We start from the raw sequence: 21,912 nt of genomic DNA, 5'->3' as shown, positions 1-21,912 counted from the left end.
AAGCGCGCAGCTTTATACCATGGATCGACTCCGAGATGAAGTCGCCCGACCGCCGTTCGTGCCTGCCGACGCCGGGCGACCCCACCCTGACCCGAGACTCCATGAACGTTCCCATCAAGACGCCCGACGAGATCGAGAAGATGCGCGAGGCCGGTCGCCAGGCCGCCAGCGTGCTGGAGATGATCACCCCCCACGTGACGGCCGGCGCCAGTACCGGCGAGCTCGACCGCCTCTGCCACGACTACATCGTCCACGAGCTCGGCTCCACGCCGGCCCCGCTCGACTACCACGGCTTCCCCAAGTCGATCTGCACGTCCATCAACCACGTGGTTTGCCACGGCATCCCCGATGACGCCAAGCGACTCAAGAAAGGCGACATCATGAACATCGACATCACCGTGAAGACCGCCGACGGCTACCACGGCGACAGCAGCATGATGTTCATCATCGGCGAGAACATCCAGGGCGAGCGCCTGTGCCGCGTCACCCAGGAGTGCCTCTACCACAGCATCGCCCTGGTCCGACCCGGCGTTCGCCTCTCCGAGCTCGCGCGCGTCATCCAGCAACACGCCGAGGCCAACGGCTACTCGGTGGTACGCGACTTCTGCGGCCACGGCATCGGCGCCACCTTCCACGAGGAGCCCCAGGTGCTGCACTACGACGGCTACGCCCCCGAGGCCGATATCGCGCTGGCCACCGGGATGTGTTTCACCATCGAACCGATGATCAACATCGGCTCCCACAAGACCAAGGTGCTGCGCGACGGCTGGACCGCGGTGACCCGCGACAAGAGCCTCTCCGCCCAGTGGGAACACACCCTGCTGGTCACCGAGAGCGGTGTCGAGGTGCTCACCGCCCGCGGCGAGGAAGACCTCGCCTTCCTCGAGCGCTGAGCGCCATGCTGCTGCACCACTACCGCTTCGAGCCCGACGAGACGCTGTTCGATGTCGCCCGCTTCCGCGACGAGCTGGCGGGTAGCCGCTCGCCCGTCGCCCCCTTCAAGGCGGCGCTGCGCGGCATCCAGGCGCGGCTCGACGCGCGCTTCCACGCCGGCGCCGACATCCGCGACCTGATCCACGGCCGGGCCTGGTGCCTCGACCGGCTGCTCACGGTGGCCTGGGAGCGGCATGCGTGGCCCGACGATGGCGTGGCGCTGCTCGCCGTGGGCGGCTACGGCCGCGGCGAGCTGCACCCCAGCTCCGACGTCGACCTGCTGCTGCTGCTCGAGGAGAACGATGACGGGCCGTACCGCGAGCCCCTCTCCGACTTCATCACCTTCCTGTGGGACATCGGCCTGGAGATCGGCCACAGCGTGCGCTCGCTGGCCGACTGCGAGCGCGAGGCCGAGGCCGATGTCACGGTGATCACCAACCTGCTGGAGTCGCGCACCCTGGCCGGCCCCGAGCGGCTGCGGGAGGCGATGCAGGCACGCCTGACCACCGAGCGGCTGTGGCCCGCCGACCACTTCTTCGAGGCCAAGTGGCAGGAGCAGATCACCCGGCATTACCGCTACAACAACTCCGAGTACCACCTCGAGCCCAACATCAAGAGCTCCCCCGGCGGGCTGCGCGACATCCAGATGATCGGCTGGGTGGCCAAGCGTCACTTCGGCAGCGAACGCTACGAGGACCTGGTGGCCAACGGCTTCATGAACGACGCCGAGCTGCACATCCTCAGCCAGGGGCAGGCCTTCCTGTGGCAGGTGCGCTACGCCCTGCACATGCTCACCGGCCGCGCCGAGGACCGCCTGCTGTTCGACCACCAGCGCACCATCGCCGAACTCTTCGGTTTCCGCGACACCCCCGAGCGCCTCGCCGTCGAGCAGTTCATGAAGCGCTACTACCGCCACGTCACGGCGCTCGCCGGGCTCAACGACATGCTGCTGCAGCACTTCGACGAGGCGATCCTGCGCGCCGGCGAGGAACTCGCCACGGTGCCGCTCAACGAGCGCTTCGAGATCAAGGGCGGCTACATCCAGGCGCGCTCGCGCAGCGTCTTTCGCCATCGCCCGTCGGCGCTGCTGGAACTGTTCCTGCTGATGGCCGAGCATCCGGAGATCGAGGGGGTGCGGGCCGTCACCATCCGCCTGATCCGCGACCACCGCCACCTGATCGACGATCTCTACCGCGACGACGTGCGCCACCAGAGCCTGTTCATGGCGCTGCTGCGCTCCGGCGGCAACGTCGCCCGCCAGCTGCGGCGCATGAACCGCTACGGCGTGCTCGGCAAGTACCTGCCGGAGTTCGGCCGGGCCGTGGGACTGATGCAGCACGACCTCTTCCACGTCTATACCGTCGACGCCCACACCCTGCGCCTGCTCAAGTTCATCCACGGCTTCCGCAAGCCCGAGGCCCGCGAGGAGTTCCCGGTGGCGGCGGCGCTGATCCACCAGTTGCCCAAGCTGGAGCTGCTGTGGATCGCCGGGCTCTACCACGACATCGGCAAGGGCCGAGGAGGCGATCACTCGCAGATCGGCGCCCGGGACGTCGAGGCCTTCGCCGAGCGCCACGGGCTCTCGCCCCGCGACACCCGCCTGGTGAGCTGGCTGGTGGAGCACCACCTGACCATGTCGATGGTCGCCCAGAAGCGCGACACCACCGACCCCGAGGTGATCGCCGACTTCGCCCGCATCGTCGGCGACGAGACCCGGCTCGACTACCTCTACTTGCTCACCGTGGCCGATATCAACGCCACCAACCCGACCCTGTGGAACGGCTGGCGAGCCACCCTGCTGCGTCAGCTGCATGCCGAGACCAAGCGCGCCCTGCGTCGCGGCCTGGAGAACCCGCTGGAGCGCGACGACTGGGTGCAGGAGACGCGCAGCGAGGCGCGCTCGCTGCTCGCCGTGGTGGGGACCGACATGTCCCGGGTCGACCGGCTGTGGGAGTCGCTCGGCGAGGACTACTTCCTGCAGTACGCCCCCAGCGAGATCGTCTGGCAGACCCAGGGGATCCTGGCCCACGGCGGCTCGGACCTGCCGTTGATCCTGATCAACGCGCCCACCGAGGACATGGCCGAGGGCGGCACCAAGGTGTTCATCCACACCCGCTCGGTGAACGACCTCTTCGCCGCCACTTCGGCGGCCCTGGACCAGTTGGACCTCTCCATCCACGACGCCCGCATCGCCACCTCGAGCAACGACTGGACGCTGAACACCTTCATCGTGCTCGACGACGAGGGGCAGGCGATCCGCGACCCCGGGCGCATCGAGGAGATCCGTCGTTACCTGGTGGAGGAGCTCGACGACCCCGAGGACTACCCGCAGATCGTCACCCGCCATACCCCGCGCCAGCTCAAGCACTTCCGGGTGCCCACCGAGGTGCTCATCGAGCAGGACCCGGCCAACGAACGCACCATGCTCGAGCTCACCGCCCCCGACCGTCCCGGCCTACTGGCGCGGGTCGGGCGCATCTTCATGGAGCAGGACATCGCGCTCTCGGCGGCCAAGATCGCCACCCTGGGCGAACGGGTCGAGGACGTCTTCTTCATCACCGACAAGGCCGGCGCCCCGCTCACCGATCCGGAGCGCCAGGCCCGCCTGCGCGCGCGGCTGATCGAGGTGCTGGACGTTTCGGGCTGAGCCCGTTTGAGGCCATCCGGCGCCTTCCCTATAATCAAGCCCCTTCCTATCACGACAACGACGCCCGAGGCCACGGCCGGAGCGGCGCACCTGGACACCATGAACCCGGATCTCGACGCCCTCAAGCCCTACCCCTTCGAGAGGCTAGCCGCCCTCAAGGCCGGCGTGACCCCTCCCGAGGGGCTGACCCATATCCCACTGACCATCGGCGAACCGCGGCACGCCCCCTTCGCCGCGGCCCTGGAGACGCTGGTCGCCCACCGCCACGAGATGGCCCGCTACCCGGCCACCGCCGGCATGGCCGAGCTGCGCGGCACCATCGCCGGCTGGACGACCCGGCGCTTCGGCCTCGCGGGCCTCGACCCGGAGACCCAGGTGCTGCCGGTCAACGGCACCCGGGAGGCGATCTTCGCCTTCGTCCAGGCGGCGCTCGACCGTACCCGGCCGGCCCGGGTGGTGGTGCCCAACCCCTTCTACCAGATCTACGAGGGGGCGACGCTGCTCGCCGGCGGCGAGCCGCTCTACCTGGACTGCCGCGCCGAGACCGGCTTTCGCCCCGACTTCGACAGCGTGCCCGCCGAGACCTGGCGCGACGTCCAACTGGTGTTCCTCTGCTCGCCGGGCAACCCCACCGGGGCGGTGACCCCGCTGGCCGACTTCGAGCGCCTGATCGCGCTGGCCGATGAGCACGACTTCCTGATCGCCTCCGACGAGTGCTACTCGGAGCTCTACCTCGACGAGGCCGCGCCGCCGCCTGGCCTGCTCGAGGCCTGTGCCCGGCTGGGCCGCCACGACTACCGTCGCTGCCTGGTGTTCCACTCGCTGTCCAAGCGCTCCAACCTGCCGGGGCTGCGCTCCGGCTTCGTGGCAGGCAGTGCCGAGCTGATCGCCCCCTTCAGGCGCTACCGCACCTACCACGGCTGCGCCATGTCGCTGCCACTGCAGCACGCCTCGATCACCGCCTGGAACGACGAGGCCCATGTGCGCACCAACCGTGAGGCCTATCGCGAGAAGTTCGCCGCCGTGACCGAGCTCCTGGCCCCGGTGCTGGACTTCCCCACCCCCGAGGCGAGCTTCTACCTCTGGCCGGCGGTGCCGGGCGGCGACGACGAGACCTTCACCCGGGCGCTCTACGCCGAGGAACATGTCAGCGTACTGCCCGGTTCGTATATGGGCCGCGTCGGCAGCAGCGGCCGCAATCCCGGCGCCGGGCGACTACGCCTGGCGCTGGTAGCCGAGCGGGAGGCCACCGTCGAGGCCGCCCGACGCATCCGCCGTTTCATCGAGAGGAGCGCCTGATGCCGATCCTTTACGTGATCAACACCTGCGACACCTGCCGCCGCGCTCGCCAGGCGCTGGACGCCAAGGGCATTCCCTACCGGCTCCACGACCTGCGCGAGGACGGCCTCTCCGCGGCCCTGCTCGAGCACCTCCTCGAAAGGGTGCCGGTGATGACGCTGCTCAACAAGCGCAGCACCACCTGGCGCCACCTGGACGAGGCCGACAAGGCCGGCATCGACGCCAACAAGGCCCGCGAGCTGATGATGGCGCACCCGACGCTGCTCAAGCGCCCGCTGCTCGACACCGGCGACGAGATCCGCGTCGGCTACCGCGACGGCGACTACGACGACCTTTCCCCCATTTGACGAGCTTTCCCACCTTGACGAGGACACTCCCATGCTGAGCTTTGCACTCGGAATCGGCACCCAGAACACCCAGGGCGACTGGCTGGAGATCTACTACCCGGCGCCGCTGCTCCACCCCGACACCGGCCTGGTCGAGGCCGTCGGCAAGGTGCTGGATGCCCCGGCCGGCAATGCCGCCGTCAGCTTCCTCCCCGAGCAGTGCGACGACCTGGCCGCGGCCCTCAGGAGCGCCGGCCAGCCCGAACAGGCCGAGCTTGCCGAATCCCTGGCGGCGAGCCAGCGGCCGCTGGTGGCCATGTTCCTGGCCGAGGATACCCCGCCCCAGAGCGTGCCGGAGGCCTACCTCAAGCTGCACCTGCTCTCCCACCGTCTGGTCAAGCCCCACGGCCTGGACCTCACCGGCATGTTCGGCCTGCTGCGCAACGTCGCCTGGACCAGCGAGGGCCCCATCGACATCGAGGAGCTGCCGGCCCGCCGCCTGCGTGCGCGCCTCGAGGGCCGTTCGATCTCGGTGGACTGCGTCGACAAGTTCCCCAAGATGACCGACTACGTGGTGCCGAGCGGCGTGCGCATCGCCGACACCGCCCGGGTACGCCTGGGCGCCCACCTCGGCGAGGGCACCACCGTGATGCACGAGGGCTTCGTCAACTTCAACGCCGGCACCGAGGGCCCGGGCATGATCGAGGGCCGCATCTCCGCCGGCGTGATGGTCGGCAAGGGCTCCGACCTGGGGGGCGGCTGCTCCACCATGGGCACCCTCTCCGGCGGCGGCAACATCGTCATCAAGGTCGGCGAGGGCTGCCTGATCGGGGCCAACGCCGGCATCGGCATCCCGCTCGGCGACCGCTGCACCGTGGAGGCGGGCCTCTACATCACCGCCGGCGCCAAGGTAGCCCTGCTCGACGACCAGGGCCAGGAGGTCAAGACCGTGGCCGCCCGCGAGCTCGCCGGCCAGGACGACCTGCTGCTGCGCCGTAACTCGCGCAACGGCCGCATCGAATGCCTGACCAACAAGAGTGCCATCGCGCTCAACGAGGCACTGCATGCCAACGACTGAGGCCCTCTCCCCGACCCTCGCGCTCGCCTTCGAGCTGATCCGGCGCCCCTCGGTCACCCCCGACGACCTGGGCTGCCAGGCGCTGATGATCGAGCGGCTCGAGCGGCTCGGCTTCCACGTCGAGCGCCTGCCCTTCGGTGACGTGGAGAACTTCTGGGCGACCCGCGGCCACCACGGGCCGATGCTGGCCTTCGCCGGGCACACCGACGTGGTACCCAGCGGCCCCCACCTGCATTGGGATCATCCGCCCTTCGAGCCCTGTATCGACGATGAGGGAATGCTCTGTGGCCGGGGCGCCGCCGACATGAAGGGCAGCCTGGCGGCCATGCTCACCGCGGTGGAGCGCTTCGTCACCGCCCACCCGGATCACCACGGCAAGCTCGGCTTCTTGATCACCTCCGACGAGGAGGGCCCGGCGGTGGACGGCACCCGGGCCGTGGTCGAGCACCTGCGCGAGGCCCACGAACGGCTCGACTACTGCATCGTCGGCGAGCCCTCCTCCACCACGCGGCTGGGCGACGCGATCAAGAACGGCCGGCGCGGCTCGCTCGGCGGGGTGCTGCACATCAAGGGCGTGCAGGGCCATGTGGCCTACCCCCACCTGGCGCGCAACCCCATCCACCAGGCGCTGCCGGCACTCGACGCCCTGGCCCGCGAGCACTGGGACGCGGGCAACGCCTTCTTCCCGGCCACCAGCTTCCAGATCTCCAACGTCCGTGCCGGCACCGGCGCCACCAACGTGATCCCCGGCGACGTCGAGGTGGTCTTCAACTTCCGCTTCTCCACCGAGGTGACCCACGAGCAGCTGCGAGCCCGCACCGAGGCGCTGCTCGACGCCCACGGCCTCGAGTACCATCTCGACTGGACCCTCAACGGGGAGCCCTTCCTCACCGCCGAGGGCGAACTGGTCGACGCCGCCGTGGCCGGGGTGGAAGAGGTGATGGGCTATCGTCCCGAGTTGTCGACCTCGGGGGGCACCTCGGATGGCCGCTTCATCGCCACCCTGGGGAGCCAGGTGGTCGAGCTCGGCCCACTCAACGCCACCATCCACAAGGTCAACGAGCGCGTGCGCGCCGCGGATCTCGAGGATCTCAGCCGGGTCTACGAGGCCATCCTCGCCAGGCTCTTCGTCAACGGCACCGCCCAGCCCTGAGGCCGCCCATGCAACGCTATCCGGATATCGAGATCTACCTGTCGACGGCCCCGCTGGATGCCCTGAGCGCCTGGCTGGGCGAGGCGCTGGATGCCGAGCCCCTGACCCCCGCCGGCAAGCACAAGTGGCGCACCCGGGGCCGGCTCGGGGGCCGGGAGGTCCCGGTGCTGCTGGTGGAAAAGGCCGCCGACGGTTTCGCGAGTCTGTGGCTCGACAGCCCCGACACCCCCTGGGAGAGCGACCAGGCCTGCGCCCGCGCCGCGGCGACCCGGCTCGGCTGCGAGGTGCGCTGCTCGCTGGGCGGCTGGCAGCCCGGCGACGACCCGGACCGCTTCCTGCAGGTACTGCCCGACGGCAGCGAGCGGGAGATCGACTGGCCCGACTCCGGCCAGTAGCCCCCGAAACGACATCGCCCCGCAGGTGCGGGGCGATGTCACTAGAGGCAGGGCCACCTTGCCTAGGTAATGACGGTGACGTCGTCGGCCTGCAACCCCCGCTCGTTCTCGATCACGTGATACCGCACCTTCTGGCCCTCGGCCAGGGTACGATGGCCACGGCCGCGAATGGCCCGGAAGTGCACGAAGACATCCTCGCCGTCGTCACGGGTGATGAAGCCGTAGCCCTTGTTGACGTTGAACCACTTGACCTCGCCGACCTCGCGGTCGTCGTCCTCGACCTCGGCCAGGTTGACCAGCTGCGGGGTGAGGGCATTGACCGCCAGGGTGGCCACCAGCAGCAACAGGAAGACGGCGGCAGCGGCGGCGAAATAGACCACTGCCACACCGCCCACCTCGAGACTGGCGGACAGTTCCCGTGACAGCACGCCACCGGTGAGGTGCACGAACAGTGCGATCAGCAGGGGGGCCGGCGCGGCCAGCAGGAGACTGATGAAACTACAACGAAGCACGACCTTTCGATTCATGGAACTGAGAGACTCTCTTGTAGGGGTGAAAGGAAGGAATGAACCATCATGAAGGTGCCACGATGAACGGCGACACACAGCGCGAGAATTCTACCATGGGCGAACAGCCTGCGCCCGCCGACCTGATGCAGCGCCTGGACGCCCTGGAGAGCCGGGTCGCCTACCAGGAGCACTGGCTCGACACCCTCGACGAGGCGGTGGCCGTGCAGGAGAGGCGCCTCTCGCAGCTCGAGCGGATCAATACGCTGATCCAGGAGAAGCTGCGCGACCAGCAGCGGGCGCTGCAGGACGCCGATGCGGAGACGCCGCGGCCAGGGGACGAGGTGCCGCCACACTACTAGCGTGTGGGGATCACTACTCCCGGCCGTAGCCTGACGGGTTGCGGCCTCCTGCTCTTGTCTTATTACACTCACACGATTTCTTTATAACAAGTTCGTATTTACTAAAATTAACCACATGTCTCTTAAACCAGACAAACCAACACATAAATATTCTTTCGGTAAATAATTGCTGGAATTCTCATCCCTCGCTTACTAGCTTGAGTCATGCATCCCACTGTAAGCGCAGCACCGTGTTTTCGAACTACGGCGCGGGGGTAGTCGTGTGTACAGCGCCGGTCAACTTCCTGAAAGAGGAACCGCGTCATGCCAGCTTCCTTGACGTATCCCGGCGTTTATATTGAAGAAATCCCTAGCGGCGTTCGAACCATCACCGGGGTTGCCACCTCTATCACGGCCTTCGTCGGGCGCGCGCCGCGCGGCCCGGTCAATGCCTCGGTACGGGTGCAGAGTTTCGCCGAGTACTCGCGCCTGTTCGGTGGGCTGTGGCAACCCAGCACGATGAGTCATGCCGTCAACCAGTTCTTTCAGCACGGCGGCAGCGATGCGCTGATCGTGCGGGTGTTCAATGGCAACATCGCCGACAGTACGGCCACCCTCACACTGCCCACTAGCTCGGGCAACCTGGTGCTGGAGGCGGCCAGTCCCGGTCTGTGGGGGAATGCGCTGCGCGCGACGGTCGATCACGAGACGCGCGACACCGACGACGACCTGCTGTTCAACCTGCTTATCGAGGCGCTGGACCGCCCGGGCGGGACCACGGTGGCCGGCTCCGAGCAGTTCCGCAACGTCTCGGTCGACCCGTTGAGCCCACGCTTCGTCGATACCATCCTCAACGAGCAGTCGTCGCTGGTCAGTGTGCGTAGCTCAGCCCCTGATGACGAGAGCCCCAGCGACGCCACCGTGGCGGTGACCGACGCCGACGGTGGGGTGATAGCCCCGGCCACGTTGGGTAGCGACGGCAGCGAGATCACCGATGGCCAGATCACCGGCGATCGCGATGCCCGCACCGGCCTCTTCGCCCTCGAGGCGGCCGACCTGTTCAACCTGCTGTGTATCCCGCCGCTAGCCCCCGCCGTCGATGTCGCCGATGCCACCTGGGCGGCGGCGGCCAGCTACTGCCAGGAGCGTCGCGCGGTGCTGATCGTCGACGCTCCGGCGGCATGGACCGCCAATCCCGACACCGCGATCGCCGATGCCGAAACCGGCGTCAATGGCCTGCGCGCCACCATCGGCAACGATACGGCGATCAACGCCATGGCGTACTTCCCGCGCCTGCGCATGCCCGACCCGCTCCACGAGAACCGGCTCGCCGACTTCGCCCCCTGCGGCGCAGTGGCCGGCATCATCGCCCGCACCGATGGCCAGCGCGGGGTGTGGAAGGCCCCGGCCGGGCTGGCGGCGTCGTTCTCCGGCATCCAGGGCTTCACCTACACCATGACCGACCGGCAGAACGGTGTGCTCAACCCGGTCGGCCTCAATTGCCTGCGCAGCTTCCCCGTCGCCGGGCATCTGGTATGGGGCTCGCGTACCCTCGCCGGGGCCGACCTGCTGGCCTCGGAATGGAAATACATCCCGGTGCGCCGGCTGGCGCTGTTCCTCGAAGAGAGCCTGTTCCGCGGCACCCAGTGGGTGGTGTTCGAGCCTAACGACGAGCCGCTCTGGGCGCAGATCCGCCTCAATATCGGCGCCTTCATGCAGAACCTGTTCCGCCAGGGCGCCTTCCAGGGCGCGAGCCCGCGCGACGCCTACTTCGTCAAGTGCGACCGCGAGACCACCACCCAGAACGATATCGACCGCGGCATCGTGAACATTCTGGTCGGCTTCGCGCCGCTCAAGCCGGCCGAGTTCGTGGTCATCAAGCTCCAGCAAATGGCCGGTCAACTCGAGGTGTAAGGAGACACTCCCATGGCACAGTTCAGCGTCAACGCACAGCGCTTCGATCCGTACAAGAACTTCAAATTCCGCGTGAAGTGGGATGGCCGCTATGTGGCGGGCGTCAGCAAGGTCGGCGCGCTCAAGCGTAGCACCGAGCTGGTCGAGCATCGCGAAGGCGGCGACCCGTCGACCTCGCGCAAGTCGCCCGGCCGCACCAAGTACGAGGCCATCACCCTGGAGCGCGGCGTCACCCATGACGTCGAATTCGAGCAATGGGCCAACAAGGTGTGGAACTTCGGCGCTGGGCTGGGGGCGGAGGTTTCGCTGCAGGATTTCCGCAAGGACATCATCATCGAAGTGTACAACGAGGCCGGCCAGCTCGCGCTTGCCTACAAGGTCTACCGCTGCTGGGTGTCGGAATACCAGGCGCTGCCCGATCTCGACGCCAACGCTAACGCCGTCGCCATCCAGACCCTCAAGCTCGAGAACGAGGGGTGGGAGCGCGACGTCGACGTCACCGAACCGTCCGAACCAAGCTTCACCGAGCCGGCCTGACGACCATGGTCGCCCTGACTGCGCAGCGTGTCCTCTCCGTCTGGGAGCACGGCCTGCGGCGCCATCCCATCGACCGCGCGCTGCTGCTCTACGCGCTGGCCGACCCGGACCTGCCGTCGGGACAGTTGGCCGATGCCCCGCTCGGCGACCGCAATGCCGCCCTGCTGCGATGGCGCCAGGCGTGCTTCGGCACCCGGCTGGAGGCATGGCTCGACTGCCCGGCATGCGGCGAGCGGATGGAGTTCGAGATCGACGCGAGCCAATGGCCCTCACCCCCCACCGACGGTTCGGATACGCTCGAGGTCCGGGGGCACCGCTTCCAGCGCCCCACCAGTCGGCACCTCGCCCGCCTGACGGAATGCGATGACGAGCAGGCGGCCGCCCGGCGGCTGCTGCTCGAGTGCGCCGTGGCGGCCGACGCGCTGCCGCGGGACGAGCCGGCCCTTGCCGAACTGCTCGAAGCCGTCGACGTCGCCATGGACGCGGCCGACCCCTGGGCCGACCTGTCGCTCGCCATGCGCTGTCCAGCCTGCGGTCACGACGACGACGCGAGCTTCGATATCGCCGGCTACCTGTGGGAAGAGATCGACAGCCAGGCCCGGCGCCTGCTCGATGACATCCATGCCCTGGCGCAGGCCTATGGCTGGACCGAGCCCGTCATTCTCGCACTGAGCGAGACCCGCCGCGCCGCCTATCTGGCGAGGGTGCAGCCATGAGTGGCCTGTTGCGACGCCTCGCCCGGCAGGCCACCGGCCATGCCTTGCCCAGGGTCCACGCCCCGGCGCGCCTGCCCTACCATGCCGCCCCCGAACTGTTGCCCGAGGAAGTGTCGAGCGCAACGACAATGGCCGCAGCGCCGGCACGGCACGCGCTGAGCGAGCCGGGTACGCCGCCCCCGACCAACGCCACGGTCGAGGCATCGACCATCGTCGGCACGACGGCACCGGGGGCAACGTCGCTCGATACCCTGCCGGCGCCGCTGATCGGGGAAGTACCGCCAGTCGACAGAAGTGACATAAACGATCCGGCACCGACCGATGCCGCGACGCCGGCACCCCGCCAGGCATCGCCGATCCAGCCGAAAGAGGCGCCCGGCGCGGTGCACACCACAACAAAAGGGCCGAATGAGACGCCCGATTCATGGATCGCACGCATCGAGCCGGTCAGCGTCGCGAGCCGAGTCGAGGCGGCGAATACGCCGACCGCGAGGGCACCGAGTGTGATGGCCACATCGGCATTCGATACACCGTACCCACCCGAGCCCGAGTGGCAAGCGCCATCCCCACCGCCCGAGGCCCTGCTGCTGCCGCTCGTCACATCGCAGCTCCCCCCGCGGTCGACCGCCATGGCCATGCCCCCCGTCGTCGCCGACAGCCCGGCCGAGGTGCACGTGCATATCGGCCGCATCGAGGTGACGACGGTGCAGGAACCAGCCCCGACCAAGCGACCCTCGAAGCGCGGGCAGCCACCCATGTCACTGGATGAATATCTGGCCAGGCGCCGGGGGAGCCGACCATGAGCAATGCCCTGGCCATCGCTGGCGTCACCGCCGTGCTGCGCGACCGGCTCAACGACGGGCTGGTCAACCACAACGTCAGCGGCGTACTCGGCAGCACCGTCACGGTCAGCGTGCTGCCGCCCGATCGTGTCGTTCCCGTCGACGGCACGGAATCGAGCCAGCTCAACCTGTTCCTCTACCGGGTCACCCCCAACACCGGCTGGCGCAACGAAGACCTGCCCGCCCACGACGCCGCCGGTCGCCAGCGGCTCACCAACCCACCGCTGGCCCTCGACCTGCATTACCTGATCTCCGCCTACAGCGGCGGCGACCTGCACGCGGAGATCCTGCTCGGCTACGCCATGCAGCTGATGCACGAATTCCCGGTGATCACGCGCGCCATGATCCGCACCGCCCTCACCCCCTCGCCCGACGTGGGGTTGGATCTGCCGCCGGCACTGCGTGCGCTGGCCGACTGCGGCCTGGCCGACCAGGTGGAGCAACTGCGCATCACCCCGCAGTTTCTCAATCCGGAGGAGATGTCCAAGCTGTGGACCGCCACCCAGTCCAACTACCGCCCCACCGCGGCCTATCAGGTGTCGGTGGTGCTGATCGCGGCGAGCCGAGCCACGCGTCCCACCCTGCCGGTCCTCACGCGTGGTGAGGTCGATCCGCTGTCGGGCCGCGAGCGCGGCGTGGTGGTGACCCCGAGCCTGATTCCGCCACTGCCGACGATCGAGGCCGTCGTCCCTGCCGACAACCAGCCCGTGGTGCGGCTGGGCGAGACGGTCACCCTCGAGGGGCACTATCTCGATGGCGGCTCGCGGGAGGTGGCCCTGCACAACGAGCACGCGAGCGTCGATGAGCTGCTGCCCGCCAGCGGCCCGAGTTCGGCCGAGCAGATGGACTTCGTCATTCCCGCCGCGCGGGCGGACGATTTCCCGGTCGGGATCTACGACGTGACCGCTCGGCTGGTGCGTCCGGGCGAGGTCGAGGCCCGCCAGACCAATCGCCTCGCCTGCATCGTCGCGCCCAACATTACCAACCTGCCACAGGCGGTGGCGCGTGACGGCAGTGGCGATGCCCATATCACGATCGACTTCACGCCCACGCTGCGCCCCGGCCAGACGGCATCGCTGCTGCTGGGACAGCACGAGATCATGCCCGAGAGCTTCGTGGCCCCCACCGCCACGCTCGAGTTCATCGTGGAAAATGCCGCCGCCGGCGCCCCACTCGCGCGCCTGCGCATCGATGGCATCGACAGCCCGGTGGTGGATCGCAGCACCACGCCGCCGACCTTCTTCGATCACCGGGTCACGATCACATGAACGCGCCCTTCGATCTCGACTGGACCGTTGCCAATCAGCAACTGCTGGTGGCCGAGTTCGCGCGGCTGCGTGCGCTGCTCGGCACCGGTGAAGTGGCACCGGCACAGACGCAGGTCGAGACCCTGCGCCGGCGCCTGCCGGCGCCCGCGGCCATCGACACCCTCGCTCGGCTGTTCGAGCTGAGCGCGTTCGAGCGCGATGTGCTGCTGCTCGCCGCCGGGGTGGAGATGGACGCCCGGCTCGCCGCCCTGTGCGGCGAAGCCCTGGGCCGGCCGCAATGCCCCTGGGCCACCTTCGGCCTCGCCCTCGCCGCCCTTCCCGAAGCACACTGGAGCGCCATCGCCCCCGTCGAAGCACTGCGCCGCTGGCGGCTGATCGAGGTCGACGACCGGGCCGGCCTCACCGCCGGCCGCCTGTTACTCGACGAACGCGTGCTGCATTTCATCGGCGGGCTGAACTATCTCGATCATCGCCTGCTCCCGATGTTCAGGGTCGTGCCGCCGGCCGGCCTGATGGTCGCGGCCCATCGCGGCATCGCCACCGACGCCGCGGCGCGACTACAGGCGCATCGGGGTCGGCTGCCGGTGGTGATGCTCACGGGCGACGATGCTGGCGGCCAACGCGATGTCGCCGCCACCCTGGCCGAGGCGCTTGGGGTCTCGCTGTTTCAATTGCGCGCCGCCGACATCCCCAGTGCGGCGCATGAACAGGCCTCACTGGCCGCGCTATGGCAGCGCGAAGCTGCCCTGCTCGGTAGCGGGCTGCTGATCCGCCAAGACGACGCCGATGCCGACACCGGGCTGGTGCGCTTCGCCGAGCAGGTGGACGGCCTGGTTATCGTCGCCGGCCACGATGCGCCACGGCTGGACGGCGACCGCCTGCGCTTCGCGGTCGACAAGGCCGATGCCCCGGAGCAGCGCCGGCTCTGGCACACCGCGCTGGGTGAAAAAGCGGGACCGCTGAGCGACGCACTCGACGGCCTCGCCAGCCAGTACCGACTCACGGCGCGTCGCATCGCCCACGCCGCCGCGCAGCTCGACGGCGAAGATATCGCCGGCGACCGCGCCACCCTGCATCGGCTGTGCCGTGGCGATGGCGGCGGGCTGAGCGAACTGGCCCAGCCCATCGATGTGCGCGCCACCTGGGACGACCTCGTGCTGCCCGACGCCCAGCGCCGCAGCCTGGAACAGATCGCCGTGCATACGCGCTATCGCATCACCGTGCATCACGATTGGGGCTTCGCCGCCAAGAGCGCCCGCGGGCTCGGCATCAGCACGCTATTCACCGGCGAGAGCGGCACCGGCAAGACGCTTGCCGCCGAGGTGCTGGCCAATACGCTTGGCCTGGCGCTCTATCGCATCGACCTGTCCGCCGTGGTCAGCAAGTATATCGGCGAGACGGAAAAGAACCTGCGCAGGGTGTTCGACGCCGCCGAGGACATCGGCGCCATCCTGCTGTTCGACGAGGCCGATGCGCTGTTCGGCAAGCGCAGCGAGGTCAAGGACAGTCACGACCGCTACGCCAACATCGAGGTGAGCTACCTGCTCCAGCGCATGGAGGCCTACCGCGGCCTGGCCATCCTCACCACCAATCACAAGGCCGCCCTCGACAGCGCCTTCCAGCGCCGCCTGCGCTTCGTGGTGCACTTCCCGTTCCCGGATGCGGCACAACGCGAGGCGATCTGGCGCGGCATCTTCCCCGCCGGCACGCCGCTGGGCGAACTCGACCCTGCCAAGCTGGCCCGCCTCAATGTGGCCGGTGGCAATATCCGTAATATCGCGCTCAGCGCCGCCTTCCTCGCCGCCGAAGCCGGCACGCCGGTAACCATGGCCTACCTGCGGCGCGCCGCCCATCTCGAGGCCGCCAAACGCGAGAAGGCGCCCTCGGACGCCGAAACCCGGGGGTGGTCATGACGCGCCTGGTGATTCATATCGACAAGCTGGTGCTGCGCGGCATCGACCGTAGCGATGCGGCCGCCGTCGCCGCCGGCGTGCAGGCCGAGCTGCAGCGCCTGCTGGCCGAGCCGGGCGCCGCCAGCGCACTGATCGAGGGCGGTGACCGGTCCCGGCTCAAGGCCGGCGCCATCCAACAGGCGCCCGCCACCGGCGGTCGAGCCCTGGGCCGGGCCATCGCCGGCGGCATCGTCGGGGGGACGCAGTCATGACGCATCAAGCCCTGCTTCGCCCCACGGCCAATACAGCCGACACCACGACAGGCATTCTTCAGCGTAAGTGCGCCTGCGGCAACGCCGCCTCGGACCTCACCGGCGAGTGCGAGGAGTGCCGGCAAGGCAAGGCGTTCGGCCTGCAGGCCAGGCTCGCGATCGGCGCCAGCGACGATCCGCTCGAGCACGAGGCCGACCGCGCCGCGGCGCAGGTGATACGTATGGGGCACGCGGATATGAGGCGCGCCCGGACGGCGCCGCCCGCCCTGACCCGTCGCAGCAGCGGTGCGCCAACCGGGCACCAGACAGAGGTGCCGTCCAGCGTTCATCACACCCTGCAGACTCCCGGTGAGCCCCTTTCGCGCTCGGCCCGCGCCTTCTTCGAGCCACGTTTCGGCCACGATTTCGGCAACGTGCGTGTGCATCACGATGCCATGGCGGCCCAATCGGCGCGCGACGTCAAGGCCCATGCCTATGCCGTCGGTCAGCACATCGCCTTCGATCACGGCCAATACGCCCCAGAAAGCCACGCCGGGCGCGAGCTGATCGCCCATGAACTGGCCCATGTGGTGCAGCAGGCGCCCACACTACAGCGCACCCCGGACGATGCAGCAGCTGACGACCCACTCTGCGCAACGTTCGATCTCGACGCGACGCGCAAGGAAGTGGAAGCACAAGCCAAGCATTTCGTTGATACCGACGATCTGCTGCCCCTGGTGCGCAGCCTGAAGCGGTTCAGGCGCTGCGCCACGCCCGAGCAGCAGACGCAGATACTGGACGACCTTTCGCAGGCGATCCCGTCCGACAAGGCGACCGAGGCGTGGAACTCGGCCGGAACGGCATTTGGCGGATACGTCGGCTTCTATCCCGGCTATGCGCCTGACATCAAGTCGCATCTGGGCAAGCTCGGTACGAGCGAATCGCTGTCAGCGAGCACCTTCGAACTCTCCCGCGAAGGCAGGAAGCATCGCTCCCGGGCGAAAGCCTCGGCGGCTAAAGAATTGGGCGATCTGGGGCGAACCGACATCGTCTACTTCCGTGGCCATCAGTATGCCCAATACCGCGCTCCGGGCCTGTTCGCGAATGGCGACGAGTCACGCGGGTTCGACCTTCGCTACGTCGAGAAGGTCGGCGGGTTCTCCAACGTGAAACTGATGATCAGCACCAGTTGCGCGACCCTGTGCAAAGAGGCCATCGAGGTATTCAGCGGCCTCTTCCCGAATGCGGTGATCCTGGGCTACCGCAAGTCGGCGCCAATTGAAGGGGCCGCGGTCAGAAGTGATCTGACACAGCGCATCAATGCCCTCAATCGCCCCCTGCTGATCGACGAACCGGTAGATGTGGCCACGATTATCTCGATCTGGAAGTCGGTCATCGAATCACGCCATAAGGGGCACACCAGCCCGCTGCCGGGCTATTACCAGGGCAGCACGGTGGAGTACTGGGACGGCTCCACCTGGCAGAGTATCCCCGCGACCGACCCAGCGAACGCCTGCCGGCGGAAAGGCGACTTCAGTGGCCAATACCCCGCACCGCCGTGAGGTGCACCAATGAGATATCCCGCACAGGCTATGGAGTCACCCCATGAATAGGACGTGCACCACCACGATGCCCACCAGCGAAGCCGGTCAGCATGCGCTCCTCCAGCGCCAATGCGTCTGCGGCAATGCCGCCTCGGGCCTCACCGGCGAGTGCGAGGAGTGCCGGCAAGGCAAGGCCCTCGGGCTGCAGGCCAAACTCACGATCGGCGCCAGCAACGATCCGCTCGAGCACGAAGCCGACCGCGCCGCGGCGCAGGTGATGGGAATGGGGTATGCCGATGTAAAAGCCACTGGATCGATGCCCACCCTGACCCGTCGCAGCGGCGGTGCTCAAACCGGACGTCAGGCAGAAGCGCCGCCCAGCGTTCATCGCACCCTGCAGACCGTCGGAGAGCCACTTTCGCGCTCGGCCCGCGCCTTCTTCGAACCGCGCTTCGGCCACGACTTCGGCAAGGTGCGTGTGCATCGCGATGCCGCAGCGGCCCAATCGGCGCGCGATGTCAACGCCCATGCCTATGCCGTCGGTCAGCATCTCGCCTTCGATCACGGCAAATACGCGCCGGACAGCCACGCCGGACGCCGGCTGCTCGCGCATGAACTCACGCATGTCGTGCAGCAGCGCGGCGGGCAGCCGATGATCCAGCGCGACGACGACAAAGAGAAAGAGCCCGAGGCACCGAAGGCCAAGACCGACGTCTCGATCGTTCTGACCGATAGCGACCAGGATCTCGACGAAGGGCGCACCTACGCGAAGACCGTGCTGCGCGTTACCAGCGTCGAGGATGCCGCCAAGAAGCTCAAGGCGCTTGGCGTGCCCATAGGCACCCTGTATGTGGTATCGCATTCCACCAGCGCGGGTAAGATCCAGTTCATCTCGAGCATAGGCACGATTTCCTGGGTGCCGATCGCCGACTTGGGTAAGGCGCTCAAAGGGGCCGTCACTGTCGATACCGTCGATTTCCGTGGCTGCAAAGTCGGGTCCGCGGCCGGAGCGATGGAGTCTTTTCGCCAGACCGTGGGCGCGCAGTCGACCAAGGGAAGCAACTGCTGGACTTTCGTGACCCGCGTCACACCGCTGGTGTTCGATGGCATGGAGGTAACCGAGCCGTCCCAGATCCCGCAGGGCAGGCAAAAGGCCTTCGACAAGGCCTTGCTGAAGCAGATAAACGGCCTCAGATCGCAAGACGGGAAGCCAGTCAAGGACTGCCTGCTGGGCCTGTCCGCGGGACAGAAGGCCGGCGCTAGGACGCTGCCCCAGATCTGGCAGCAATACTGGGCCAACAAGGGCAACCTGGTCGCGAGTTGGGCAAGCCCCGAGTTCAACGAGGATTGGCAGAAGGGCTCGATCTGCACCAAGGACATGACCACCAGCAGCAAACCCTGCGCGATCGTCGAAACCAAGGCGCCGACCGGCACCAGCAGCCAGGGCGACAGACAGGGAGCGTTGATCATCGAGCAACCCGGCACGTGGTTCACCAGCGTCGCGGATGAAACGCCGGAATCCGAGGAGCCGGCATGATGCGCTCATTGACTGAATACGCCATCGGCATGGAACGGGCTTGGGCACTGTGTGATGTCAGATCGGAGGACTTGCTGCTATGACCGGCTTCCCCAACTCCCCGCGCGTCGTCAAAGGCGGCCTGGTGCTGCTCGACCCGGCCTCGGCGCAGGTGCAGCGTGTGATCGCGCTGCAGTACAACCCGGACACCCTCACCCGCACGTTGCAGGTCCAGCACCTCGGCGAAGGCGCGGAGCGCGCCGAGGCCCTGCGGCTCAAGGGCCCCGCCGTGGAGACGCTCAAGCTCGAGGCGGAGATCGATGCGGTCGATCAGCTAGAGTTCCCGGGCCAGCACAAGACCGTGGTCGAGTCCGGCATCGCGGCGCAGCTGGCGGTGCTCGAATCGCTGATCAATCCCGCGGCGGCGGACCTGCTGGCCAACCAGGCGCTGGCCGCCGCGGGCACGCTGGAGATCGCCCCCATGGAATCGGCGCTGGTGCTGTTCGTATGGGGAGCCAATCGCATCGTGCCGGTGCGCGTGACCGACTTCTCGATCACCGAGGAGGCCTTCGATCCGGCGCTGAACCCGATCCGCGCCAAGGTCAATCTAGGCCTGCGCGTGCTGTCGATCGACGACCTGGGCTTCGATCACCGCGGCGGCAACCTGTTCATGGCCTACCTGCAATCGCGCGAACGACTCGCCGCGAAGGCCGCCACGGTCGGCTTCGAGGCCCTGGGACTCGGAGGCATCCCATGACCGATCCGCTCAAGGCCTTCATGCAGGCCAACGCCCTCACCGCGCCGGCCTTCGCGCCGGACAGCCGCTATCACGGGCTGGACACCGCGCAATGGACGCGGCCCGACGGCGAGCTGGTCAGCTATGTGCGCCGGCGCTTCATCCCGCCACCGGAGAATTTCGCCACCCTGCACACCCACCGCGTGGCCGAGGGCGACCGGCCGGACAACCTCGCCGCGACCTATCTCGGCGATCCGCAGCAATACTGGCGCCTGTGCGACGGCAACGGGGTGATGCGCGCGGATGAGCTGATCGAGACCCTTGGCCGGCGCCTGCGCATCACGCTGCCCGAAGGCGTGCCGGGAGGGACGGATGTCTAGCGCCATCCACCTGAGCCTGCTGATGGGGCCGATCGTGCCGGTGCCCGTGCCGGCGCTGCTGATCGACGCCTTCGAGCAGGCCACCGTGACCAGCAGCGCCGGTGCGGCCAGCGGCTTTCAGCTGCGCTTCAAGGTAAGCAGCAGGTCGCAGCTGAATACTCTCTTCCTGATCGCCGTCGGCCAGAACACCAGCGTGGGCACGCCGCCGCTGCGCGTGGTGCTGATCGTCACCCTGAACGGCCGGCCGCAGCCGCTGTTCGACGGCGTGGTGACCAATGTGGAGGTGCAGGCCGGGCAGCAGGGCCAGCCGGGCAGCATTACGGTGACCGGCGAGGACCTCACCAAGGTGATGGACCTGCTCGACTTCAGCGGCCTGCCCTATCCGGCCATGCCGATCGAGGCTCGTGTGGCGCTGATCTGCGCCAAATACGCCGCCTTCGGCATCATCCCCCTGCCCATCCCGGCGCTGTTCCCGGACGTGCCGATCCCGATCGAGCGCATCCCGGCGCAGCAGGGCACGGACCTGGCCTATCTGCGACAACTGGCCGACCAGGTGGGCCATGTGTTCTACATCGAGCCGGGCGAGGCGCCGCTGACGAACATTGCCTACTTCGGCCCCGAGATCAAGGTCGGTCCACCGCAGCCCGCGCTCAACATCGACATGGACGCCCACACCAACGTCGAGTCGCTGAACTTCAGCTTCGATCCGACCAAGGGCGTGCTGCCGGTGGTGCTGATCCAGAACCCGCTTACCCGGGTGCCGATCCCGATTCCCATCCCGGACCTGAATCCGCTGCAGCCCCCCCTCGGCGCCCTGCCGGCGCCCATCGCCAACCTGCGAATGCTGAAGGACACCGCCAAGATGAACCCCATGCAGGCCCTCTCCACGGGCCTGAACGAGGCGAAGAAATCGCAGGACGCGGTGAGCGGGACCGGCACCCTGGATGTGCTGCGCTACGGGCGCCTGCTCAAGGCGCGCAAACTGGTCGGGGTGCGCGGTGCGGGCGTCGCCTACGACGGCCTGTACTACGTCTCGAGCGTGACCAGCACCCTCAAGCGCGGCGAGTTCAAGCAAAACTTCAACCTCACCCGAAACGGGCTCGTTTCCCTCACCCCGACGGTGCCGACATGACCGAACACTACTACGGAAAATATCGCGGCCTGGTGCTCAACAACGTCGACCCGCTGCAGCAGGGCCGCCTGCAGATTCAGGTGCCGGACGTGGCCGGGCTGACGCCCACCAGCTGGGCCATGCCCTGCGTGCCGCTGGCTGGCCTGCAGAACGGCATGGTGGCGCTGCCGGTGGTCGGCTCGGGCGTGTGGGTGGAGTTCGAGCAGGGCAATCCGGACTACCCGGTCTGGGTCGGCGGCTTCTGGGGCAGCGCGGCCGAGGTGCCGGCGCTGGCGCTGGCCTCGCCACCGGGCACCCCCGCCATCACCTTCCAGACGCCGCTGCAGAACGGCCTGACGATCTCCGACCTGCCCGGCCCCACCGGCGGGATCATGCTCAAGAGCGCCACCGGCGCCACCCTGATCGTCAACGACACCGGCATCTATATCCAGAACGGCAAGGGCGCGGCGCTCACGCTGGTCGGCCCGACCGTGACCATCAACAACGGCGCACTCACGGTGACCTGA

The 21,912-nt window shown here is 68.0% G+C and carries 22 protein-coding genes; 21 read left to right on the top strand and 1 reads right to left on the bottom strand.

Going from position 1 to position 21,912, the window contains the following annotated elements; translation table 11 throughout:
• Positions 1-101 precede the first annotated feature (101 nt).
• The 7 genes from map to C1H66_RS22290 all read left to right on the top strand — a co-directional run bounded on the left by map (position 102) and on the right by C1H66_RS22290 (position 7,831).
• A complete protein-coding gene (map, locus tag C1H66_RS22320; RefSeq protein ID WP_102630085.1) occupies positions 102-893 on the top strand; it encodes a type I methionyl aminopeptidase in 792 nt (263 codons plus the stop codon).
• Between the two features lie 5 nt (positions 894-898).
• Positions 899-3,580 (top strand): [protein-PII] uridylyltransferase, encoded by a 2,682-nt coding sequence (locus C1H66_RS22315; RefSeq protein WP_102630066.1) that lies wholly within the window; start codon positions 899-901, stop codon positions 3,578-3,580.
• 99 nt (positions 3,581-3,679) lie between these two features.
• Positions 3,680-4,879, top strand: a complete 1,200-nt coding sequence (dapC, locus tag C1H66_RS22310) for a succinyldiaminopimelate transaminase (RefSeq protein WP_102630065.1) — start codon at positions 3,680-3,682, stop codon at positions 4,877-4,879.
• Positions 4,879-5,226 (top strand): Spx/MgsR family RNA polymerase-binding regulatory protein, encoded by a 348-nt coding sequence (locus C1H66_RS22305; RefSeq protein ID WP_102630064.1) that lies wholly within the window; start codon positions 4,879-4,881, stop codon positions 5,224-5,226. The genes dapC and C1H66_RS22305 overlap by 1 nt, the downstream gene beginning before the upstream one ends.
• Before the next feature lie 31 nt (positions 5,227-5,257).
• Positions 5,258-6,283 (top strand): 2,3,4,5-tetrahydropyridine-2,6-dicarboxylate N-succinyltransferase, encoded by a 1,026-nt coding sequence (gene dapD, locus C1H66_RS22300; protein ID WP_102630063.1) that lies wholly within the window; start codon positions 5,258-5,260, stop codon positions 6,281-6,283.
• Positions 6,270-7,436, top strand: coding sequence for a succinyl-diaminopimelate desuccinylase (gene dapE, locus C1H66_RS22295; RefSeq protein ID WP_102630062.1), 1,167 nt, complete (start codon positions 6,270-6,272; stop codon positions 7,434-7,436). The genes dapD and dapE overlap by 14 nt, the downstream gene beginning before the upstream one ends.
• 8 nt (positions 7,437-7,444) lie before the next feature.
• Positions 7,445-7,831, top strand: a complete 387-nt coding sequence (locus C1H66_RS22290; protein ID WP_102630061.1) for a hypothetical protein — start codon at positions 7,445-7,447, stop codon at positions 7,829-7,831.
• Between the two features lie 62 nt (positions 7,832-7,893).
• On the opposite strand, the gene C1H66_RS23455 is transcribed toward C1H66_RS22290, so the two are convergent.
• On the bottom strand, positions 7,894-8,358 hold the full coding sequence (locus C1H66_RS23455; protein WP_102630060.1) for a cold-shock protein: 465 nt from the start codon (positions 8,356-8,358) through the stop codon (positions 7,894-7,896).
• 62 nt (positions 8,359-8,420) lie between these two features.
• On the opposite strand from C1H66_RS23455, the gene C1H66_RS22280 reads away from it, so the two are divergent.
• From C1H66_RS22280 to C1H66_RS22215, 14 genes are all read left to right on the top strand, one after another.
• A complete protein-coding gene (locus C1H66_RS22280) occupies positions 8,421-8,699 on the top strand; it encodes a SlyX family protein (RefSeq protein WP_240618431.1) in 279 nt (92 codons plus the stop codon).
• Between the two features lie 303 nt (positions 8,700-9,002).
• Positions 9,003-10,592: a phage tail sheath family protein gene (locus tag C1H66_RS22275; RefSeq protein WP_102630059.1), complete on the top strand. Its 1,590-nt coding sequence runs from the start codon at positions 9,003-9,005 to the stop codon at positions 10,590-10,592.
• A gap of 12 nt (positions 10,593-10,604) precedes the next feature.
• Complete coding sequence (locus C1H66_RS22270) at positions 10,605-11,129, top strand: phage tail protein (RefSeq protein ID WP_102630058.1); 525 nt, start codon at positions 10,605-10,607, stop codon at positions 11,127-11,129.
• A gap of 5 nt (positions 11,130-11,134) precedes the next feature.
• Complete coding sequence (locus tag C1H66_RS22265) at positions 11,135-11,845, top strand: hypothetical protein (RefSeq protein ID WP_102630057.1); 711 nt, start codon at positions 11,135-11,137, stop codon at positions 11,843-11,845.
• On the top strand, positions 11,842-12,648 hold the full coding sequence (locus C1H66_RS22720) for a hypothetical protein (protein WP_146010767.1): 807 nt from the start codon (positions 11,842-11,844) through the stop codon (positions 12,646-12,648). Before C1H66_RS22265 ends, C1H66_RS22720 begins: the two co-directional genes overlap by 4 nt.
• On the top strand, positions 12,645-13,955 hold the full coding sequence (locus C1H66_RS22255) for a Pvc16 family protein (protein WP_102630055.1): 1,311 nt from the start codon (positions 12,645-12,647) through the stop codon (positions 13,953-13,955). The genes C1H66_RS22720 and C1H66_RS22255 overlap by 4 nt, the downstream gene beginning before the upstream one ends.
• Positions 13,952-15,868 carry an ATP-binding protein gene (locus C1H66_RS22250; RefSeq protein ID WP_102630054.1) on the top strand — a complete coding sequence of 639 codons (1,917 nt, stop codon included), beginning with the start codon at positions 13,952-13,954 and terminating at the stop codon, positions 15,866-15,868. The genes C1H66_RS22255 and C1H66_RS22250 overlap by 4 nt, the downstream gene beginning before the upstream one ends.
• Entirely contained in the window at positions 15,865-16,119 is a 255-nt protein-coding gene (locus tag C1H66_RS22245; protein WP_102630053.1) for a hypothetical protein, read from the top strand. Before C1H66_RS22250 ends, C1H66_RS22245 begins: the two co-directional genes overlap by 4 nt.
• On the top strand, positions 16,116-17,660 hold the full coding sequence (locus C1H66_RS22240) for an eCIS core domain-containing protein (RefSeq protein WP_205738733.1): 1,545 nt from the start codon (positions 16,116-16,118) through the stop codon (positions 17,658-17,660). Before C1H66_RS22245 ends, C1H66_RS22240 begins: the two co-directional genes overlap by 4 nt.
• A gap of 67 nt (positions 17,661-17,727) precedes the next feature.
• Positions 17,728-19,179 (top strand): eCIS core domain-containing protein, encoded by a 1,452-nt coding sequence (locus tag C1H66_RS22235; RefSeq protein WP_205738732.1) that lies wholly within the window; start codon positions 17,728-17,730, stop codon positions 19,177-19,179.
• 79 nt (positions 19,180-19,258) lie between these two features.
• A complete protein-coding gene (locus C1H66_RS22230; protein ID WP_102630052.1) occupies positions 19,259-19,915 on the top strand; it encodes a hypothetical protein in 657 nt (218 codons plus the stop codon).
• Positions 19,912-20,274, top strand: a complete 363-nt coding sequence (locus C1H66_RS22225; RefSeq protein WP_102630051.1) for a hypothetical protein — start codon at positions 19,912-19,914, stop codon at positions 20,272-20,274. Before C1H66_RS22230 ends, C1H66_RS22225 begins: the two co-directional genes overlap by 4 nt.
• The gene (locus C1H66_RS22220) at positions 20,267-21,406 is read left to right on the top strand and encodes a hypothetical protein (protein ID WP_102630050.1); all 1,140 of its coding nucleotides are present in this window, start codon (positions 20,267-20,269) and stop codon (positions 21,404-21,406) included. Before C1H66_RS22225 ends, C1H66_RS22220 begins: the two co-directional genes overlap by 8 nt.
• A complete protein-coding gene (locus tag C1H66_RS22215) occupies positions 21,403-21,912 on the top strand; it encodes a phage baseplate assembly protein V (RefSeq protein ID WP_102630049.1) in 510 nt (169 codons plus the stop codon). The genes C1H66_RS22220 and C1H66_RS22215 overlap by 4 nt, the downstream gene beginning before the upstream one ends.

Source organism: Halomonas heilongjiangensis (assembly GCF_002879645.1).
Taxonomy (GTDB): domain Bacteria; phylum Pseudomonadota; class Gammaproteobacteria; order Pseudomonadales; family Halomonadaceae; genus Halomonas; species Halomonas heilongjiangensis.
The sequence above is the reverse complement of the archived record's forward strand: the minus strand, read 5'-3'. Positions and strand labels throughout refer to the sequence as shown.

Coding starts and splice junctions, on each gene's coding strand:
- C1H66_RS22290 (WP_102630061.1), top strand. CDS start 7,445: ATGCAACGCTATCCGGATATCGAGATCTACCTGTCGACGGCCCCGCTG.
- C1H66_RS22220 (WP_102630050.1), top strand. CDS start 20,267: ATGTCTAGCGCCATCCACCTGAGCCTGCTGATGGGGCCGATCGTGCCG.
- C1H66_RS22270 (WP_102630058.1), top strand. CDS start 10,605: ATGGCACAGTTCAGCGTCAACGCACAGCGCTTCGATCCGTACAAGAAC.
- C1H66_RS22225 (WP_102630051.1), top strand. CDS start 19,912: ATGACCGATCCGCTCAAGGCCTTCATGCAGGCCAACGCCCTCACCGCG.
- C1H66_RS22275 (WP_102630059.1), top strand. CDS start 9,003: ATGCCAGCTTCCTTGACGTATCCCGGCGTTTATATTGAAGAAATCCCT.
- C1H66_RS22235 (WP_205738732.1), top strand. CDS start 17,728: ATGCCCACCAGCGAAGCCGGTCAGCATGCGCTCCTCCAGCGCCAATGC.
- C1H66_RS22265 (WP_102630057.1), top strand. CDS start 11,135: ATGGTCGCCCTGACTGCGCAGCGTGTCCTCTCCGTCTGGGAGCACGGC.
- C1H66_RS22720 (WP_146010767.1), top strand. CDS start 11,842: ATGAGTGGCCTGTTGCGACGCCTCGCCCGGCAGGCCACCGGCCATGCC.
- C1H66_RS22230 (WP_102630052.1), top strand. CDS start 19,259: ATGACCGGCTTCCCCAACTCCCCGCGCGTCGTCAAAGGCGGCCTGGTG.
- C1H66_RS22240 (WP_205738733.1), top strand. CDS start 16,116: ATGACGCATCAAGCCCTGCTTCGCCCCACGGCCAATACAGCCGACACC.
- map (WP_102630085.1), top strand. CDS start 102: ATGAACGTTCCCATCAAGACGCCCGACGAGATCGAGAAGATGCGCGAG.
- dapD (WP_102630063.1), top strand. CDS start 5,258: ATGCTGAGCTTTGCACTCGGAATCGGCACCCAGAACACCCAGGGCGAC.
- C1H66_RS22280 (WP_240618431.1), top strand. CDS start 8,421: ATGAACGGCGACACACAGCGCGAGAATTCTACCATGGGCGAACAGCCT.
- C1H66_RS22305 (WP_102630064.1), top strand. CDS start 4,879: ATGCCGATCCTTTACGTGATCAACACCTGCGACACCTGCCGCCGCGCT.
- C1H66_RS23455 (WP_102630060.1), bottom strand. CDS start 8,358: ATGAATCGAAAGGTCGTGCTTCGTTGTAGTTTCATCAGTCTCCTGCTG.
- C1H66_RS22315 (WP_102630066.1), top strand. CDS start 899: ATGCTGCTGCACCACTACCGCTTCGAGCCCGACGAGACGCTGTTCGAT.
- dapE (WP_102630062.1), top strand. CDS start 6,270: ATGCCAACGACTGAGGCCCTCTCCCCGACCCTCGCGCTCGCCTTCGAG.
- dapC (WP_102630065.1), top strand. CDS start 3,680: ATGAACCCGGATCTCGACGCCCTCAAGCCCTACCCCTTCGAGAGGCTA.
- C1H66_RS22215 (WP_102630049.1), top strand. CDS start 21,403: ATGACCGAACACTACTACGGAAAATATCGCGGCCTGGTGCTCAACAAC.
- C1H66_RS22250 (WP_102630054.1), top strand. CDS start 13,952: ATGAACGCGCCCTTCGATCTCGACTGGACCGTTGCCAATCAGCAACTG.
- C1H66_RS22255 (WP_102630055.1), top strand. CDS start 12,645: ATGAGCAATGCCCTGGCCATCGCTGGCGTCACCGCCGTGCTGCGCGAC.
- C1H66_RS22245 (WP_102630053.1), top strand. CDS start 15,865: ATGACGCGCCTGGTGATTCATATCGACAAGCTGGTGCTGCGCGGCATC.